The sequence below is a fragment of the Francisella hispaniensis FSC454 genome (assembly GCF_001885235.1).
Classification (GTDB): domain Bacteria; phylum Pseudomonadota; class Gammaproteobacteria; order Francisellales; family Francisellaceae; genus Francisella; species Francisella hispaniensis.
Window position 1 is genome coordinate 354562 of the sequence record NZ_CP018093.1, and the last position, 19255, is coordinate 373816.

The following is a 19255-nucleotide window of genomic DNA, read 5'->3' on the forward strand; positions in this document are numbered from 1 at the left end:
TTGGCAACTATAGAATATATTAGAACTAAAAGATTCGATGAATTTAACTTATGCAAAAAAATATACTTGTTTTAGGAGCGGGAGCTTGGGGTACAGCACTAGCATTACAGCTTGCTTATAGAGGACATAACGTCAGAATTAACTCTTGGAAAGCTGAGCATAATGAGCAAATGCTAAAGGATAATAACAATTATAAATATTTGCCAAATATAGATAAGTTTCCTGCTAGATTAAAAGCTATTCAAGATTGGCAAGCTAGTATTAGTGAGTTTGATGATATATTAGTTGCAACTCCAAGCTCTGGTTTTAAAAATACTATTTTAGAGTTAAAAGAGTGTATCTTACCTCGGCAAAATATCATCAGTGCTACAAAAGGTTTTTGCCATGATAGTTATGCATTATTAAGTGAAATAGCCGAGGGTATTTTACCAACTACAAAGTTTGCTTTATTAACAGGACCAAGCTTTGCTAAAGAGTTAGCTAATCAGCTCCCAACAGCTGTAGTAGTAGCCTCAAAAGATATTGCTTATGCACGTTATGTCCAAGAACTTTTCAGTAACGAGAATTTTAGATGCTACACAACAACTGATATCATCGGTGCTCAAGTTGGTGGTGCTGTCAAAAATGTCTTAGCAATCACAGCTGGTATTGCTGCAGGTATGGAGTTTGGTGTTAATGCGCATGCTGCATTGATTACCCGTGGTCTTGCTGAAATAAAAAAACTAGGACTTAAGTTGGGTGCAAACCCAGAAACTTTTATTGGGCTTAGTTGTTTAGGAGACTTATTGCTGACATGTTCTGACAATCAGTCGCGTAATCGTAGATTTGGGTTATATTTAGGTCAGGGTATGACTATACAGCAAGCGTTAAAAGAGGTAAATAATGTTGTTGAAGGTTATTTCACTGCAAAAGCTGTTTATAATCTTGCTAAAAAACATAATGTTGAGATGCCTTTGGTATTTGCTACTTATAGAATTTTGTATGAAGCTGCTGATCCTAGAGATATCGTCAAAGAACTTATGACTCGTCAGCTAAAAAATGAAAATTAATTAACCGCTTGCTACTTGCTTTGGTACATAATCTTTAAGGTTAGTTTGTTGCATTTTGACTTTGGTATTAAAAGCATAATCACCGACCTTTACAAGAGGTTGAACTAAAGTAGAATTTTGCCATAATGAATTATCTTTGACAGCATCAAAAGAGTTTAGGGTTGAGCAAAGTATAGCAAATATAAAACCAAAACGTACTAGAGCGATAAAAAAAGCAAACAAAGTGTTTGAGAGGCTTTCTTTTTCCTTGTTATTGCGTAGAAACACTTTCATGATACCAAAAATTATTAAGTAAGCACAGAGTAGTACCAGAACAAACGATACTACATAAGCTGTGCCTGGATCTTCAATTATTGAACTAATATATAATTGCTGAATTTTTTGCGCTAAAATTCCAGATAAAATAACAGCAAAGACCATTAATATTAATAATACAATATTTTTAAACAATCCTTTAACAGCAGCAAATAGACTTAAGATTAGTATGACTATTATTATTAAAAAATCTAAAAAATTAAGATTTGATAGAAATTCCATTTTGCTATCCTGTGATTATATCTTTTATTTGGTTTAAATTGGTTATACCAATAATATCAATATCTTCAGTTTTTAAAGATTTTGAAACATTTGCCTGTGGCACAATAATTTTCTTGAAACCGTGTTTTTTGGCTTCATTTATTCTCTCAATTCCATATGGGATAGGGCGAATCTCACCGGATAGACCAACTTCTCCCATTATAAGCATATCATGAGGAATTTCTATTTCTTTGATACTAGAGTAGATAATTAAAATTAGTGCTAAGTCGATACTAGTTTCATTAATCTTTATACCACCAACTACATTTAAAAAGACATCTTTATCATATAAATCAATATGCATATAACGTTGTATAATAGCTAATATCATCGCTAAGCGATTGCTATCGATACCGACACATAATCTCCGCGGTGGTTGATTTATATTTTTATCTACTACAAGCGACTGTAATTCAACTAATAAAGGTCTAGTTCCTTCCCATACTGAGACAATTACACTACCAATCAGATTAGTACGACCATTATTTAGAAATATCGCAGAGGGATTTTTTACCTCTTTCATTCCTTTGTCAGTCATTGCAAAGACACCAATTTCATTTACAGCACCAAATCTATTTTTAAGTGCACGCATCATTCGATATCTACCATTATCTTGTGACTCTATAAATATTACCGCATCGACTATATGCTCTAGCACTCTAGGCCCTGCGACTTCACCTGATTTTGTTACATGACCTACTAAAAACACAGCTATTTCATATTGTTTGGCTATTTGTGTGATATAAGCACTAGATTCTCTTACTTGAGAGACACCGCCAACCATTGACTGAATCTCTGGATTATACATTGTTTGAATTGAATCTATTACTATAACTTCAGGTTTATGCTCTACCATATAACTAGAAATTTGTTCGATATTGGTTTCACACATTACCAGTAGATTATCTTTGGCAAGGTTTAATCTCTCAGCACGAAGTGCTATCTGCTCTAATGACTCTTCACCACTGACATATACGACTTTTTTTTGTAAAGATAAAAAAGACATTATTTGTAGTAATATTGAAGACTTACCTATACCAGGATCGCCACCAACCAATATTACTGAACCTTTGACAATACCACCACCTAAAACTCTATCAAATTCACCTATATGAGTAGATATTCGAGAATGTTCTTTACCTTTGATAGCTGATAATGAAGTCGCTTTAGAAATACTTCCAGCAAATCCGGCGCGAGATTTAGCTACTTTTTTGGGATCTGCTTTAAGCTCCTCGACAAAAGTATTCCATTGGTTACAACTATGGCACTGACCTTGCCAGCGTGGAGACGTTGCACCGCATTCTTGGCATATAAAAACTGTTTTTTGTTTAGCCATAATTTATTTACTTTTGTTTATATCCTAATAAATACTTTGAAAGTACTCTCTCAGTTTCTGGGGCATTAGGACCTATAAATTGTACAATATAGCGGTATTTGTCATTATTGTGTTCAATTGATAAAGGGAGACTTTGAGGAAATACTGAGACAACTCTCGCCTCACAGCCTACTTGTTCTTTGAGCTCGGTTAAAGTTACAGATATCCTGATAATATCATGTAAATAGAGAATTTTGGGGCTACTAACCTCGATACCTCCATCTTTGATTAATTTAACATAATGATTATAAAGCTGATCACGCTGATCAAATGAGTATTCAAGCTCAAGCTTTATATCTTCTTCGCTATAATCAACACTTATAATACCTTCAACAATATCGTTATCTTCGTAATCATCATTATCATCAGTAGAATGGTTATCTGACAATGATTTCTGCTTTTGGCTTTCATCTTCACTTTCATCATCTTCACTAACCAACGTTGGATCTATAGCTAATCCTTCACTTTGATCAATATCAATTTCAATTACGTTGATATTTTCTTGCGACTCTTCATCATTTGTATCATCATCTATTTGATACTCAGTTATAGGTGCATCTTCTAGTTCATTCTCAAAATTATCTTCAGCCAAGATATCATCATTTAAATCATCAATACGTTGTTGTGATTTTTGAGTTTTCTCAGTTAGCATTCCTCCGCGAGGATTTTTTGTACTCGGATTTTGTGGTTTTTTACTCTGTAGAGTTGCTTTTTTTAGCAGATCTAACCTACTCATCTAATGCGCCTCTTTGATCGTGATCGTGATCGTGATCGTAATATTCTATAACTAAGGTATATGATACTCGAAACTAATATAAGTATAAATATTGATAAGTGCTTATTATGTGATATCCAATCTTTGATATCAGTATTATCAATAAATCTTAGAATAGTATTACCAAATAGGTAACCTAGAGAAATATATATTATTGACCAGACAAAACTACTGATACTATCTAGACAGATAAACTTAATTCTATTTACTTTACTAAGTCCAACCACCAACAAGGTTATAGTACGTAATCCATACAAAAATCTAATGCTAAGGATTGCTAAAGATTCATACTTATCTAAAATCTCTAGTGATTTTTGAGCTTTATAGTACCATGATGCTTTTTTCTCAAAGATTTTTTTGCCCATGAATTTAGAAAATATAAATAGACCATTATCATGTAAAATCGCGGCAAATGTCGCTGCTAAAATTGCTAGAGGATAACTAAATAATGTTGTTGCAGTTGCGATACCTACCATAATTAAGAATATTTCACCTTCGATAAAAACTCCTAGCATGATAGCTAAGTATCCCCAATCAATTAGTAAGCTTGAGAATTCACTTTCACTCATACCTAATTCCTATAAGATCGCGTAATTAGGAGTTCATCAACTAAAACTAATGCTAACATCGCTTCAGCTATTGGTATACCTCTGATGCCAACACAAGGATCATGTCTACCTTTTGTGATAACAGTGGTATCGTTACCCTGTATATCAATACTCTTACCCGGTTGTAGAATACTTGATGTTGGTTTGAATGCTAACTTAGCGATTATATCTTGACCTGTTGATATACCTCCTAAAATTCCTCCTGCATGATTTGATAAAAAGCCTTGCTGTTGGGTAATTTCATCACGATGTTGGCTACCTTTCTGTGCGACACAGTCAAAGCCATCGCCAATACTGACTGCTTTGACAGCATTTATACTCATCATTGCATAAGCAATACTAGCATCAAGTCGATCAAAAACTGGTCTACCTAATCCTGCCTCTAGCCCGGTTGCTACTACAGTTACCTCAGCACCAATAGAGTCGCCTTGCTTGCGAATGTTGTGAATTAAATCCTCGCAAGCCGTAACCGCATTTTTATTGGCAATAAAAAAAGGATTCTGATTTATAAAATCTTTATCAATAAAATCTATCTTAAGACTACCTATTTGTGAGCAGAAGCCGTAGACTTCGATACCATAATGCATAAGTATTTTTTTGGCAATTGCTCCAGCGGCGACACGCATTGCTGTTTCTCTTGCTGATGACCTACCACCACCACGATAGTCACGAATTCCGTACTTTTTGAAGTAGGTATAATCAGCATGACCAGGACGAAATTTGTCTTTTATTTCACTATAGTCTTTTGATTTTTGATCTTGATTTTTTATTATCAGACCGATAGGCGTACCTGTTGTTTTACCCTCAAAAACACCAGAAATTATCTTAACTTCATCTGGTTCCTTACGCTGAGTAGTGAATTTTGATTGACCTGGTTTGCGTCTATCTAGTTCTGCTTGAATATCTGCCTCACAAAGAGGTATATTACTAGGGCAGCCATCAATAATAGCTGCAAGGGAGTCACCATGACTTTCGCCACAAGTGGTTACTGTGAAAATTTTACCAAAAGTATTTCCTGACATTATTGATAATCATAAGTAGTTTGTCTTTTTATAATAGCATAAATAAGAGGTGATTTTGTCGTATATAATGTGGATTTTATTACAAAAAATTAATTTAATCATACTAATGTGTATGACTTATAAAAATAGCCAAGTTAATCGCTTTTATCTATAGTAGAATTTCTGAATTACTAAGATTGATATAATAGGGAACATTACAACAGCATTTATCTTAAAGATTAAATCCCACCCAAGTATAAAGCTACTTGCGATATAAAGACAAGTTCCAATCAAAGCAATTAATATAAATGCTAAACTAAAACCATCAAATCTTTTTTGTTTATAATTTTTATACATTTGTGGGAACCAGTAGAGAGTATTAACTACAAAGCCAATATAACTAGCAAGTTGGTAAACTAAGTGATAGTTTGAACCCATTGCAAGCATAGCTATAGCAAATAAGAAAATAAAACTGATATTAACTATTTCTGGTATTTTTTTACAAAATATAGATATCTGTAATTGCTGTATGCAAACTCCAAGTAAATATATAATAGCAACGACAGCATATTGCCACTCATAGCCAAATCCTATAGTTTCAACTATATTGCATAATACGGTAATAAAGATACCAAACTGTGTCAAAATACTAATATTTGATAATGCTTGTCTATTTCGAAAATTATGTATAACCTGTGGAACAAATTGAATAGAATAAAGCAAAAAAGAAGTATTAAGTGCTATCTGTCCAAAAAAATGAGTATTAATAGCATAGCTCCAGCTTCTGATAAGTTGATTTAATAATATCATGTATTAGTTTTTTAACAACTATTGTAAGTTTCCGATTGAATTTTTGTTATTAAACAAATATAGATATTTGCCATAACCACTTTTTTGCATATCTTGTTTAGGAATAAATTTAAGAGCTGCTGAATTCATACAGTATCTTTTCCCGCTAGGCTGAGGACCATCATCAAAAACATGACCTAAGTGCGAATTAGCATATCTTGAGAGAACTTCTGTGCGAGTCATAAACCAGCTATGATCAGTTTTTGTTTTTATAAATGAGTCATCAATAGGTTTAGTAAAACTTGGCCAACCTGTACCAGAGTCGTACTTATCAGTAGAACTAAAAAGTGGTTCTCCAGAGACAACATCGACATAAATGCCTTGTTTATGATTATTCCAATATTTATTGTTAAATGCTCGTTCAGTTCCACCTTCTTGAGTCACATAATATTGTAGTCTAGTTAGTTTAGCTAGTGCTTGTGTTTTATCAAAATTTTGCCAGTTTTGTGTATCAGCTAAAGCGATAATTGGTATAAAAATTAATATGAGAATAGTTTTTTTCATCGATTCTAATCCTTAAAATGAATATGAACAATATTTTAACATTCTAGATTTAATTTTTAGATGATATACAGCTGTTTAATCATATTTTAATATAGATAATATTTTTAAATATTTGTATGATTAGAAGGTCTATGACCTAAAATTTGGAGGTGCAAAATGACTAACTTTTATAAACTATCCTGTGTAAGCATGCTTTCACTTGTATTGGCAGACTGTACATTCTTGGCAGCAAATAAGTCTTATGATCGTACGCATGATGGTGAGTTAATTGTACATATGAAAGATGTCAATACTCATAAAGAGGTTGGAACAATCACAATATCACCATATATTCATGACGGTAGTCAAGAAGGGATGTTGATTACACCACACTTATATAATTTACCTGCTAATACTACTCATGGCATGCATATTCATATTAATCCTAGTTGTGAAGATAATGGTATGGCAGCAGGAGGGCATTGGGATCCAGATAATACCCAAAAGCACCTTGGACCATACAATGATAAAGGTCATAAGGGAGATTTGCCTGTATTAGTTGTTAATGCAGATGGGACAGCAACTGAGCCTGTTGTGGCACCAAGACTTGATTCTCTAGAAGAATTGGTTGGTCATAGTTTGATGCTTCATGCAGGAGGCGATAATTACTCTGATAAGCCACAACCTCTAGGCGGTGGTGGCACTAGGATGTGGTGTGGAATCATAACAGACTAAACTATGAATTACGAATTAGTAGCACGCTTGGGTTTTTTCTTATTGATACTCTTTATAGTATCATTGTGGGAGCTACTTGCACCAATGCGTGAGCAGAAAATCTCTAAGCAAACTCGATGGATTAATAATTTACTTCTCGTCTTTTTAAATACCTTGTTATTAAGGTTGATATTTCCTACTGCGGCTGTTGGTGTTGCAGTATTTTGTCAGTATTATAATCTTGGTTTGCTAAATGTAGTAGCTATACCAATGTGGTTGAAGATACTAATAGCTTTTCTAGCTCTAGATTTTACAATATATCTTCAGCATGTGCTATTTCACTACTTACCATTGTTATGGAGATTTCATAAGGTTCATCATATTGATTTAGATTATGATGTGACTACGGGTCTGCGTTTTCATCCAGTCGAGATAGTTTTATCAATGTTGATAAAATTTATGGCAGTATTTCTTGTTGGGGCTCCAGTATTAGCGGTTATAATTTTTGAGATTGTTCTAAATTGTACTTCATTGTTTAACCATGGCAATATTCGTTTGCCACGCTACTTTGATAAGTTTTTGAGATTGTTTATGGTTACACCAGATACACATAGAGTTCATCACTCAACTATTCTAAAAGAAACAAACTCTAACTTTGGTTTTAATCTAATATGGTGGGATAAGCTTATGGGAACTTATCTTGCACAGCCAAAGAAAGGTCATATTGATATGGACATCGGCCTAAGTGAGTATACAAATCCTAAGCAAACGCAGAATCTTATCAGTATGCTTAAAATACCTTTTTTAAAGAAATAGATCTATCAACGAGCTTTGTGTTTTTCTTTTTTGATACAAAGAAATATATACAACAAGGTATAATCATCGCAGGAGCACCAAAATAGAAAGCACCTCTTAGCTCATCGTTAAATAATGTTAAAACCAAACATAAAACTTGTACCCATATGCCAAATAATGAGATATAAGGAAATAGAGGCGCTTTAAATAGCATTTTATCAGTAGCATTTCGTTGTATAACTTGTTTTCTAAAGTTATATTGCGACCAGCATATACAAATCCAACAAATTGTTGCAGTAAATCCTGACATTGCTAATAGGTTAGTAAAGGCAGCAGAAGCTGATAATTTAAATGAAAGTATTAAAAATGTCCATACAGCTATTATACTTACATAAACTGCAAAGTGCGGTATTGCTGATGAATTTAGTTTTCTAAATATGCTCGGAGCCATTCTTGCTCTGGATAAGCCATATAATGAGCGAACAGCCGCATAAAAGCCACTATTAGCACAAGAAAATGCAGCTATAAGGACTACAAATGCAAATACCGCAGCAAATTTATCTAGATGGTAATATTGCAGAGCTGTCGCAAAAACAGAATCATTTAAGTTCATCTCTTGCCATGGGAAGATTGTTGCAAGGAGGAAAACTGGTATTACATACAGGCCAACTATTCTTATTGCAACATGTTTAGCGATTCTTGGCATTTGTTTTTCAGCGTTATTAGATTCGCTTGCAGCTAATCCAATAATCTCTGAACCTTGGAAATTTACTAATAGTATCACCATAGTTGTTATTAAGATAAGTTTGCCTTTAGGAAAAAAGCCGCCATCGCTAACTATATAAGTGCCTCCTAGCGTACCACCAGTATTATTTTGAATGATGTCAAAAAATATCAGTATCGCAACTATACTAAATAGGCCAAGTGCTATAATTTTTATTAATGCCAGCCAAAACTCAATCTCACCAAAAATTTTTACTTTAGTAAGATTTATGATAGTTATAAATAAGCCAAATAAAGTAGCCCACATATAAGTAGGTACTGCAGGTAGAAATGTATGCATGATTATTCCACCAGCAATACATTCTGAAGGGATATAAATTATCCAGTTAAGCCAATATGACCAGCCCATGCCACATGCTATAGCTGGTGACACATATTTGGCAGTGTAATATATAAATGATCCAGAATTTGGGGAATTGGCTGTTAGTTCGGCTAAGCATAAAGTCACTGCATATACGATGATTCCAGCTAGAATATAGGCCAAAATAGCAGCTGGTCCAACTTCTGCTAATACGTAACCTGTACCTAAGAAGAAACAAGAGCCAATGATACCGCCTAAAGCTATTAGCTCTATGTGGCGAGGTTTTAGAGTTTTAGCAAGTGCCATAATTTACTCCAAAGCAGCTAGGGTAAGCGAATTATAGACTTGGTTTTAGCTTTGTCAACAAAAAATGCACTTTTTGCCTACTTGAATTTATAAAATATTTATTTGATAATGATATTCAAAGTAAATTCTACTAACTAGAGAAAGGTTGAAATGTCTGAAATAAACCAACTAGGCAAAGTCTATGAGCGCCCATGGGGAACTTATCAAACAATTAATTTTACTGACAAAAGCCAAACAAAAATAATTACTGTAAAACCACAAGGTCAACTTTCATTACAAAAGCATTTTAAGAGAGCTGAGCACTGGGTGGTTGTAACTGGTAGACCAACTATTACTGTAGATGATAATGTACGTGAATATAATGTTGGTGAGCATATATTTATACCTAAAGAAGCTATACATAGGCTTGAGAATTTTACAGATAGCGATATTCAGATTATAGAAGTACAAGTTGGTGATTATCTTGGTGAAGATGATATCGTGCGCTTAGAGGATATTTATAAGCGTAATTAAGCTTTTCAAATTGTATAAAAAAAATACTTATTTAGTCTTTAATCATCTAAAATAAATTCTATAACTAATCTAAATCATCATGGATATGTCAGATGAGTGTAAAGTCTAAAGCTGCTGTAGCATATAAAGCGGGTGAGCCGCTTTCTGTAGAAATTGTCAATGTAGGTTTACCCAAAGATAATGAGGTGTTAGTTGAAATTAAGGCAACTGGAATCTGTCATACAGATGCATATACATTATCAGGTAGAGATCCCGAGGGGCTCTTTCCTGCTATATTGGGTCATGAAGGTGCTGGTGAAGTAATAGCAGTTGGTAAAAATGTTACTTCTGTTAAGCCAGGTGACCATGTAATAGCATTATATACACCAGAGTGTAGAGAGTGTGAGTATTGTCTAAACCCTAAAACTAACCTATGCCAAGCAATTAGGCAAACTCAAGGTAGAGGAGTTATGCCAGATGGTAGCTCAAGATTTACTACTCTAGACGGCAGAGAAATTTATCATTATATGGGTTGCTCGACATTTTCAAACTATACAGTATTACCAGAAATTGCGGTTGCTAAAATTCGCAAAGATGCGCCTTTAGATAAGGTTTGCTATATTGGTTGTGGTGTTACAACTGGCATTGGTGCTGTAGTTAAGACAGCTAATGTTGAAGCTGGCTCAAGTGTGGTGGTGTTTGGCTTGGGTGGTATTGGCTTAAATGTAATCCAAGGCGCTAAACTTGTCGGTGCTGGGCAAATAGTTGGTGTTGATATTAACAATGATAAAAAGTCACTAGCAGAAAAGTATGGTATGACAGACTTTGTTAATCCTAATGAAATTGATGAAGATTTGGTTCAACATCTTATCCGCTTGACTGGTGGTGGGGCAGATTATAGCTTTGAATGTATCGGTAACACAACAGTTATGCGTCAAGCTTTAGAATGTGCGCATAAAGGCTGGGGAGTTAGTGTGATTATAGGAGTTGCCGGAGCAGGTGAAGAGATCTCTACACGGCCATTTCAACTAGTGACAGGACGTACATGGAAAGGTTCAGCATTTGGGGGAATGCGCGGTAGGACAGATGTACCAATGATTGTTGATTGGTATATGGATGGTAGGATCGATATCGATAATCTTATTACAGCAAATATCAAAATTGATGATATTAATAAAGGTTTTGCCGAAATGCACAATAATATTAGAACAGTTGTTACTTTTTAGATTTCTTAAGATAATTTAGAGGATTTATAAGGAAATATTACAAAGAGTTTTTATTTGTTGTTATAAGCTTTGATAGCTTTATCTAAAAGTTCGAGAGCTCTTTTAAGAGATTTTTCTTCTAAGATATATGCGATTCTTATCTCATCTTTACCAAGGCCTTTAGTTGCATAGAAGTCACCAGCAGGAGAGATCATTACAGTTTCGCGATTATCTTCAAAGTCTGTTAATAACCATAGTGCAAACTTCTCAGCATCATCAATAGGTAGTTTCGCAATTACATAAAAAGCACCAGTAGGCTTTTCACAAACTACATTATCCATTTTTGAAAGAGCTTCGAAAGTGATATCTCTTCTTTTTTGGTATTCTGTATTTACTTCTTTTAGATAATCTTCTGATACTTCATAAAGAGCAGCAGCACCAATTTGCTCAAGAGTTGGAACACATAGTCTAGCTTGGCATAGTTTTGTAGCTTCTTTAATAAACTCTTTATTTTTTGAACAAAGAGAGCCAATTCTAGCACCACAAGCACTATAGCGCTTAGATACAGAGTCAACGATAATTACACGATCTTCGACACCTTTGATATTACCAAAAGATGTACATACAAGTCCATCATAAGTGAATTCTCTATATACTTCATCACTGATTATAAATAGATCTTTTTCTTTAGCAACTTCTGCTAAAGTTTCTAATTCTTGTTTTGTATATACAACACCAGTAGGGTTACCAGGGTTAGAAATCATGATAGCACGAGTTTTATCAGTTACACATGCTAGGATTTCTTCTTTTGAAAGTAAATGGAAACCTTCTTCAGCTTTTGTTGTGATTGGTCTTATAGACACATCAACTGCGGTTGTAAAGCCATTATAGTTTGTATAGAAAGGTTCTGGTACAAGTATCTCATCACCAGCATTACAAGTGGCAATAGCAGCAAATATTAGCGCCTCAGAACCACCGTTAGTTATTAATATTTCATCCTCAGCAAAGTCCATATCAAATCTGTAGCATCCATGAACTCACTAGGAGTTTTGATATCAGGCTGACCAATATTAAGGTGGTATACCTTTTTACCTTGCTTTTGAGCTGCTATAGAATACGGCACTAACTTACGTACTGGAGAGGCTTGCATTGCCTTTACTCTTCTTGATAATTGCATCTAATAAATCCTTCTATGTTTTTGATATTAGTCAAATAGGCCACAAGCGATTATAATATATTTTTATTATGGAAAGAATATTTAATTTATTGATATTTTACTTTATTGCTATGGTTATTAACTTTTTTAGTACTAGTTATATTAGTTATAATTTATAATTAACTTTATAAATATATCGTATATATTTACATAACAACAATTTATGAAATTTGACGAACAATTAGAGAAAAAAACTTTAAAAACAAATTTGATAGTAGCTTCTATTTATGCTTTATTTTCTATAATAATAGTGTATTTTGCTCAATCTTTGACAGTGTTATTAGATACTGGCTACTCCGTTATATCAATATTAATTTATGCGGTATCAATATATGTTTTAAGAAAGATTAATCAACCTGCAAATAAATACTATCACTATGGTTACTATCGACTAGAGCCTATATTTATTATGCTAGAATCTTGGTTTGTATTACTTATTGCTTTTAGTGTTATTCTGATAGCTATATTTAATATTTTCACTCATACAATCAAGCCAAATTATGGGATAGCATTATTATCAGAAATAGTAGGTACTTTGGTATGTGTTGTTATGTTCTTATATGTTAATAAAAGAGCTAAAAAGACAGGCTCAAAGATTTTATTTTCTGATGCGTTAATGTGGAAAGCTGATGCTTTATTAGGCGTTGGTGTAATTTTTAATATATTTATAGGTTTTGTTTTAGAAAAGTTAGGCTATGTCAAGTTAGCTTTATATGTCGATCCTATAGTAGCAATCCTTATTGGATGTTACATCATGATAAATCCAATAAAGCTTGGCAAAGAAGCGTATTCACATTTACTCGATGCTGCTCCAGATATTGAGTTTAGAAATCAAATTAGACAAATTGCAAAACAAGTTGCGGAAAGTTATTTTCTATTGATTAATAATATCAAAATCACTCAGTCTGGTCGTTTTATGTTTATAGATGTGTATTTAGAATTACCTGAAGTTATAGAAACTAAAAAAATACTTATGTTTAAGTCAAAATTGCAGCAGCAGCTACAAAACTCTTTTGCTCAAAATAAGCTAAAGGTTTATGTTAGTTTTTAAATATAAAATCGACAGTTTATTACTTGTATAAGTAGACAAGAGCATATATATTAAACTAGTTGTAATATTAATCATCTAAAGATCTATGCTACTACATTTATCAATCAAAAACTTTGCGATTATAAAATCTACTGAAATTGATTTTAGAGAGGGTATGACTGTTTTAACTGGTGAGACCGGTGCGGGTAAGTCGATTTTACTTGATGCGCTTAGTTTTGTACTTGGTGCAAGGTTAGAAAAGACATTTCTACAAGATGATAAGCTGACAGAAGTTTCGGCTACTTTTTGTATCAAAGATAATCACAAGGCAAAACGTCTTTTAGATGAGCTTTTTATTGATTATGAAAATGATGAGTGTACATTTAGGCGTGTGGTTAATAAATCTAAGCAGAGTCGCCTATTTATAAATGGCAGTGTTGCCAAAGCTGCAGATGTCAAAAAAGTTTCAGATAAGCTGATAAACATCTATAGTCAAAATTCGCATCAAGATTTACTTGATCCTAAATCACAGTTAAGCTTGCTAGATAGCTTTGCAAATAATGATGACCTGCTAAAGAAAGTTACGGATTCATTTTATCAGTTACAAAAAATAAATTCTGAAATAGCGCAATTACAAGAGTACATAGATACACAAAATAGTCAGCGAGAATTACTTGAGTATAAGCTAGATGAGCTAGTAGCTCTAGAGCTAAATGAAAATGAATTTGAGCAGCTAGCACAACGTCAAAAGAATTTATCAAGTGTAGATGATATCGGTTATAGTCTTAATCATATTACAAGCTTAATGTATGATGATGAGATAAATATAATCGCGATGCTTAGCGACCTTGAGAAAGAAGTAGCAAAGCTAGATGAAGGCTCATTTAGAAATCTCCAAGAGCTGATATCTCAAACCAAAGTGTATGCCCAAGAAAGCTATGCTGAAGCACAAAACCAACTAGAATCACTAGAGCAGGATCCAGAGGAGTTAGCAAAAGTAGAACAGCGCATGAGTCAAATATATGATCTTGCGCGTAAGCATAAGGTTGAGCCTAACTATATGTACCAGTATATCCAAGAATTACAGACAGAGTTAGATAATTTTGCTCAAGATAGTACGCGGCTATCACAGTTAAATGAGCAAAAGCAAAACCTACAACAGCAATACAGCGAATATGCTAATAAGCTTAGTCAAGCACGTAAACAAGCCGCTAAAGAATTCTCAAAACAAGTTGAGAAAAATATTCGTTCTCTTAATATCCCCAAAGGTAGTTTTGAGGCACAGATTTTGCCAACTCAAACAAAAACTTCAAAGGGTGTAGATGAGTGCCAATTTATGATTAACTTCAACCTTGGTGAGCAACTAGCTCCTGTAAAAAAAGTTGCATCAGGTGGTGAGCTAAGTAGGATTGGCTTATCGATACAAGCAGTATCAGCAGCAAAAAGATCCTATCCAACTTTAGTTTTTGATGAGGTTGATGTAGGTATTTCTGGAGCTACTGCAGAGATAGTTGGTAAACTACTTAAGAAATTATCTGAGAGATTACAGGTTTTATGTATCACCCATCAGGCACAAGTCGCGGCTCAAGGTCAGACACATTTACATGTATCTAAGAAGTATCTTAAAGATACTACGGAGTCAAAGATTATAGAGCTAAATCAACAGCAGCGTATTGAGGAAATAGCTAAGATAGTAGGCGGAGTAGATATTTCAGAGAATACGTTATCTCATGCTAGGGAGCTTTTGGGCTTGTGATTGAATTATGTTGTAGAGGCTAACCAATGTGTTAGCCCTTGTGGTATTGGTGTTAAAGGAGGGTTAACACATGGTTCAACCCCTACAAAAACTGTTGCCATCCGCACGTAGGTGGGAATCTTTTAGCTTTGCCCATATTTAAGAGGTGCTGCACTTCGGCTAGGCTCAGTAACTACTTGTCGAAATGACTTTTATAAGCTAAGTAAAATGAGACTTCGACTTTGCTCAGCCAATTAGATTTAAAATCATCTAAAATAAACATAAATACTAATCACTGGTTACTAGGTATTGATTAGCTAAATATTACGATATTGCCAAGAGTTAAACTTATCACCGATTTGACCAAAGTTATGAGCATTATAATCTTGACCCTGATAGGTATCAACCCTATCGACATTTACTGCCGAGTTGTTAATACTAGATTGTAGTGAGTCCATAGAGTTATTATATTGTTCATAAGCACTGTTATAGTCGTTATCAAAGCCTTGGCTAGTATTACCATTAATTGAGCTTGATACATTTCTCTGCTGGTCTTGTAGCTCAGTATACCTTGTGTTAGCACCTTCTCTATTTTGGTTATAGATATCACGTTGTTGATCAAAGAAAGTAGCGGCTTCTTGAGCATTGTTATAATTGCTACCAGCTTGGCTAGATAGCGAAGATTGGACACTATCTATTAGGCCTTGATAATGATCAATAGTGCTTTGATATTGTGCAATTTCGTTATCATCTGTAGCATTATCAATAAGTCCTTGATAGTAGTCTATAGTACTTTGATAATTAGCGATATCTTGGTATTTGTTATAATCACTAAAGGCAGTATCGGCTCTAACTTCAGCAGCATCCATATTATTTTTTAAATCATTATAGTCTTGATCTTGAGCTGCAGCGATAGCTGTACGTTGTTGCCATGCGTTTAGAGCTTGGTTGTGACTATTCATAAGTTCTGTATCTAGCGTCTGTCTTTCAGATCTATATGCTTCGAAATCAGTATTTTGGTTGCTATCTGTAGCATTACAACCTCTTGGTAGGACACTACTGCTTGGAGCGGCATATGAGCCACTATTATTATCAATAAACCCAAAAAAGACTTGACCATTATAGTTATTATCAAAGCTAGCGTCTTCTTCAACTATTGAAATAGCGCATGACCAGTTGAATGTACCACCTTCTATTCTTGGAGTCAAAGCTATTTGGTAAGTTGTGCCTTTGATCGTGCTTACACCAACTATTTTACCATTATGACCTACTATATCACTCATTACGCTAGTAGTATCACTACCGATATCAGCATGATCTGTGACATCATAGTTTTCTAATTGTTCTTGGGTTGAGACACCATGGGAGATAAAATAAGATTGAACATCTTTTTTATAACCATCTAAAACTGTCAAGGCTTCTGTCAATCTAGTTCTAGTGACATAATTTGAATAGGCTGGGATAACTAATATCGACAAAATGCCTATAATAGCTATAACAACAAGTAACTCAGTGAGTGAAAAACCTTTTTTGGATTTTACAGTTATCATACGCTAAGATTTTATAAAAACTAACCTAATTATATATGATAAAATCACAAATTCAATTAATGATTTTTATTATCAGTTGACTAGTTTTACTAAGGTTTTGAATTGGTTATAAAGGGTGGTTTTGTATAGATTGCGAAGCAGGTCAGGGTAGTGCTTTAAAATCCTAAGCGCTAAAAGTAGTTGAGCAAGTATGTGGAACATTACTAGCTGTTAATGTTGACGCGTTGACATTATGTGAGCAAGTCCATTGGAAAGTACTACCGCTAACTACACCACTAAGTCTGATAATATCGTTGTTATTGCTGAAGTATCGTGGTGCAGTTTGACTTAAATTTATCTCAATAGTAGCTCCAGATGAAGAGCCATTTATAACCCTAACTCCAGTAGGAGCATCATAAGTTTGTTGTGATATATCTTTGCTGTTATTAACATCATTCTCAATATTGGCTTTGATATTACCAATAATATTGAAAGACTCAATAATAGCAGCACGCTCTTTGTAATTTGAGTAGATTGGTATCGCCACAGCTGCTAATATTGCGATTATGGCAATTACTACCATTAGCTCAATTAGTGAGAAACCTAGCTGATCTTGTTTTTGCATATATTTGTACAAAAAATGAAAAATACAGTAAAGAAATTATATGCTAAAAAAAATAAAATAGAAGTAATAAATAAAATGTATAAAAAATTGAATTTATTTGTAGTTTAGTGAAAAAATAGATAAAGGTGATTGTTATTGGCATCCGTTAGGTAGCTGAGATGATGTAAGCGTACCTGTATGGTTACAAGCCCAAGTAATAGCCCCAGAACCTACAGTAGGAGTTAATGTTAATGCTGTGCCTGCAACTATGTCTGCTGTACTTTGTGTGATCACTCCATCAGCTACAGTTGCACCTGAAGGAAGATTTGCTGCAGCAACAGTTACCCCGGTCACTGAACCATTGTTATTTGCGATCCCTTCGGCGATTTCTGCCTTAACTCCTCCAAGCTGAGCTAATCTTGTACCAAGGTTAGCACGTGTAGTGTAGTTAGAGTACATTGGGATAGCTACAGCTGCTAGGATAGCGATGATCGCGATCACTACCATTAACTCAACTAGTGAGAAACCTTTTTGCATTTTCTTTTTCATGATTTGTTTTCCTTCTTTATAGTTTAGTTTACATTCTAATAATATGATAAAAAACAATCTTTACCATATGCACTTTATTATATTGGTTAAAATGTATCATGCAAGTAATTTCTTAAAATCTTAACGATATTTTTATGATAATTTTATGATATTTTTATAAGAAATGTTGATTTGAGGGTAAAAGATTATTGAGTACTTTTTACGCTCAACAACTAAGTTTAGCATTTTTATTAGTTTGGGATTATTATAATTTCCTTGTCATTCCGGATAACGATGCGTTATCTCATTGTTTTGCACTGTATTTAGGATATGCTAAATCGAGTTTAGCATAATGGTGTTGGGAAGCTTAAGATGATAGAAAGTATATTTCTATTAGGCATAATTCAAGCAACAGCCTATCTTAGGTGTATAGTTAAGTGAGTGAATAGTAGCAAGATTTTATAGACTAGTGAAATAATATTATTTTGTTATACTAAGCTTGTAACTATCTATTAACTGGAAATTTTCATATATGCTCAAACAGACATTACAAACAAACTTTCAAGATTTTAAAGATATTTTTAGAAAACCAAAATTACATAATGATAAATTGCCTAAATATCTGCAGTTAAAGTATACATTTATACCATTATTGCTCTTGGTAATCTTTGCATATTATAATTTAGATACGCCAGTTGAGAACTATATCAAGCATTCTATGCCAAGTACTATTGGTGCGATCTTTGGTAAAATAACCGATGTTGGTAAGGCTGAGTATATCTTGATAATTTGCGGCGTGATAGTATTAGCACGTTTATTTACAGATAGCCAAAAATTATCTACTAGTACTAGGGATTTGTTTAATAAGGTATCTGCATATGCGGGTTTTATCTTGGCGACTGTAGCTATTAGTGGTATTTTAGGACAAATACTCAAGATGATAATAGGTAGAGCGCGCCCTAAGTTTTTCTTGGAGTATGGTTCACATTATTTTCAACATTTTCATGCGCCTGGATATGATTTTGCAAGTATGCCATCAGGACACTCGATTACGGTTGGAGCGATGTTCATCTCATTTTTTTATATTTTTCCTAAGTTAAGATATTTTTGGTATCTGCTAATAGTGATATTTGCAGGTAGTAGAATTATAGTTGGTTCACATTACCCTAGTGATGTAATCTTTGGCGTTGCTTTTGGCTGCTACTGTACAGCATATATATACTATTGGATGAAAAATAGAGAGATTATTTAGTTATTGTAAATCTCACTAAAATTATAATTTATTTTATAAAAACTTTATA

19 protein-coding genes and 1 pseudogene are annotated in these 19255 nt (G+C 33.8%); 8 read left to right on the forward strand and 12 right to left on the reverse strand.

The genetic code is table 11. The features are described 5' to 3' along the window. Positions 1–50 precede the first annotated feature (50 nt). The gene (locus tag FSC454_RS01860; RefSeq protein WP_066045644.1) at positions 51–1049 is read left to right on the forward strand and encodes an NAD(P)H-dependent glycerol-3-phosphate dehydrogenase; all 999 of its coding nucleotides are present in this window, start codon (positions 51–53) and stop codon (positions 1047–1049) included. Here the strand turns inward: FSC454_RS01860 and FSC454_RS01865 are convergent, their stop codons facing one another. From FSC454_RS01865 to msrB, 7 genes are all read right to left on the reverse strand, one after another. Then, positions 1050–1586 carry a CvpA family protein gene (locus FSC454_RS01865; RefSeq protein WP_066045642.1) on the reverse strand — a complete coding sequence of 179 codons (537 nt, stop codon included), beginning with the start codon at positions 1584–1586 and terminating at the stop codon, positions 1050–1052. Between the two features lie 4 nt (positions 1587–1590). Further along, entirely contained in the window at positions 1591–2961 is a 1371-nt protein-coding gene (gene radA / locus FSC454_RS01870) for a DNA repair protein RadA (RefSeq protein ID WP_066045639.1), read from the reverse strand. A gap of 7 nt (positions 2962–2968) precedes the next feature. Continuing rightward, positions 2969–3736, reverse strand: coding sequence for a PilZ domain-containing protein (locus tag FSC454_RS01875; RefSeq protein ID WP_066045636.1), 768 nt, complete (start codon positions 3734–3736; stop codon positions 2969–2971). Continuing rightward, complete coding sequence (locus tag FSC454_RS01880) at positions 3733–4344, reverse strand: DedA family protein (protein ID WP_066045633.1); 612 nt, start codon at positions 4342–4344, stop codon at positions 3733–3735. Before FSC454_RS01880 ends, FSC454_RS01875 begins: the two co-directional genes overlap by 4 nt. 2 nt (positions 4345–4346) lie before the next feature. After that, on the reverse strand, positions 4347–5405 hold the full coding sequence (gene aroC / locus FSC454_RS01885) for a chorismate synthase (protein WP_066045630.1): 1059 nt from the start codon (positions 5403–5405) through the stop codon (positions 4347–4349). A gap of 144 nt (positions 5406–5549) precedes the next feature. Then, the gene (locus tag FSC454_RS01890; protein ID WP_066045627.1) at positions 5550–6194 is read right to left on the reverse strand and encodes a PQ-loop repeat-containing protein; all 645 of its coding nucleotides are present in this window, start codon (positions 6192–6194) and stop codon (positions 5550–5552) included. Positions 6195–6212: 18 nt separating this feature from the next. After that, on the reverse strand, positions 6213–6737 hold the full coding sequence (gene msrB, locus FSC454_RS01895; RefSeq protein WP_066045624.1) for a peptide-methionine (R)-S-oxide reductase MsrB: 525 nt from the start codon (positions 6735–6737) through the stop codon (positions 6213–6215). Between the two features lie 156 nt (positions 6738–6893). Here msrB and FSC454_RS01900 point away from each other — a divergent pair, with 156 nt between their 5' ends. Both FSC454_RS01900 and FSC454_RS01905 read left to right on the forward strand, forming a co-directional pair. Further along, entirely contained in the window at positions 6894–7451 is a 558-nt protein-coding gene (locus FSC454_RS01900) for a superoxide dismutase family protein (protein ID WP_066045619.1), read from the forward strand. A gap of 3 nt (positions 7452–7454) precedes the next feature. After that, positions 7455–8246: a sterol desaturase family protein gene (locus FSC454_RS01905; protein ID WP_066045616.1), complete on the forward strand. Its 792-nt coding sequence runs from the start codon at positions 7455–7457 to the stop codon at positions 8244–8246. Here the strand turns inward: FSC454_RS01905 and FSC454_RS01910 are convergent. Further along, positions 8221–9615 carry an amino acid permease gene (locus FSC454_RS01910; RefSeq protein ID WP_066045613.1) on the reverse strand — a complete coding sequence of 465 codons (1395 nt, stop codon included), beginning with the start codon at positions 9613–9615 and terminating at the stop codon, positions 8221–8223. The genes FSC454_RS01905 and FSC454_RS01910 overlap by 26 nt on opposite strands. 150 nt (positions 9616–9765) lie before the next feature. Between FSC454_RS01910 and FSC454_RS01915 the strand changes: the two genes are divergently transcribed. Together FSC454_RS01915 and FSC454_RS01920 are read left to right on the forward strand one after the other, a co-directional pair. Then, positions 9766–10128 (forward strand): phosphomannose isomerase type II C-terminal cupin domain, encoded by a 363-nt coding sequence (locus FSC454_RS01915; protein ID WP_014547691.1) that lies wholly within the window; start codon positions 9766–9768, stop codon positions 10126–10128. A gap of 92 nt (positions 10129–10220) precedes the next feature. Further along, complete coding sequence (locus FSC454_RS01920; protein ID WP_066045610.1) at positions 10221–11333, forward strand: S-(hydroxymethyl)glutathione dehydrogenase/class III alcohol dehydrogenase; 1113 nt, start codon at positions 10221–10223, stop codon at positions 11331–11333. Positions 11334–11383: 50 nt separating this feature from the next. Here FSC454_RS01920 and FSC454_RS01925 read toward each other — a convergent pair. After that, a pseudogene (locus tag FSC454_RS01925) lies at positions 11384–12489 on the reverse strand (pyridoxal phosphate-dependent aminotransferase). A 202-nt stretch (positions 12490–12691) separates the two neighbouring features. On the opposite strand from FSC454_RS01925, the gene FSC454_RS01930 reads away from it, so the two are divergent. Continuing rightward, on the forward strand, positions 12692–13579 hold the full coding sequence (locus FSC454_RS01930; protein ID WP_066045605.1) for a cation diffusion facilitator family transporter: 888 nt from the start codon (positions 12692–12694) through the stop codon (positions 13577–13579). Positions 13580–13664: 85 nt separating this feature from the next. Further along, positions 13665–15314: a DNA repair protein RecN gene (recN, locus tag FSC454_RS01935; RefSeq protein WP_066045602.1), complete on the forward strand. Its 1650-nt coding sequence runs from the start codon at positions 13665–13667 to the stop codon at positions 15312–15314. A gap of 296 nt (positions 15315–15610) precedes the next feature. Here the strand turns inward: recN and FSC454_RS01940 are convergent, their stop codons facing one another. From FSC454_RS01940 to FSC454_RS01950, 3 genes are all read right to left on the reverse strand, one after another. Then, positions 15611–16843 (reverse strand): pilin, encoded by a 1233-nt coding sequence (locus FSC454_RS01940; RefSeq protein WP_066045599.1) that lies wholly within the window; start codon positions 16841–16843, stop codon positions 15611–15613. 163 nt (positions 16844–17006) lie between these two features. Continuing rightward, positions 17007–17447: a prepilin-type N-terminal cleavage/methylation domain-containing protein gene (locus FSC454_RS01945; protein WP_066045596.1), complete on the reverse strand. Its 441-nt coding sequence runs from the start codon at positions 17445–17447 to the stop codon at positions 17007–17009. 132 nt (positions 17448–17579) lie between these two features. Continuing rightward, positions 17580–17975 (reverse strand): pilin, encoded by a 396-nt coding sequence (locus tag FSC454_RS01950; protein WP_066045592.1) that lies wholly within the window; start codon positions 17973–17975, stop codon positions 17580–17582. Between the two features lie 511 nt (positions 17976–18486). Here FSC454_RS01950 and lpxE point away from each other — a divergent pair. Next, positions 18487–19206, forward strand: a complete 720-nt coding sequence (gene lpxE / locus FSC454_RS01955; RefSeq protein WP_066045589.1) for a lipid A 1-phosphatase LpxE — start codon at positions 18487–18489, stop codon at positions 19204–19206. Positions 19207–19255 lie beyond the last annotated feature (49 nt).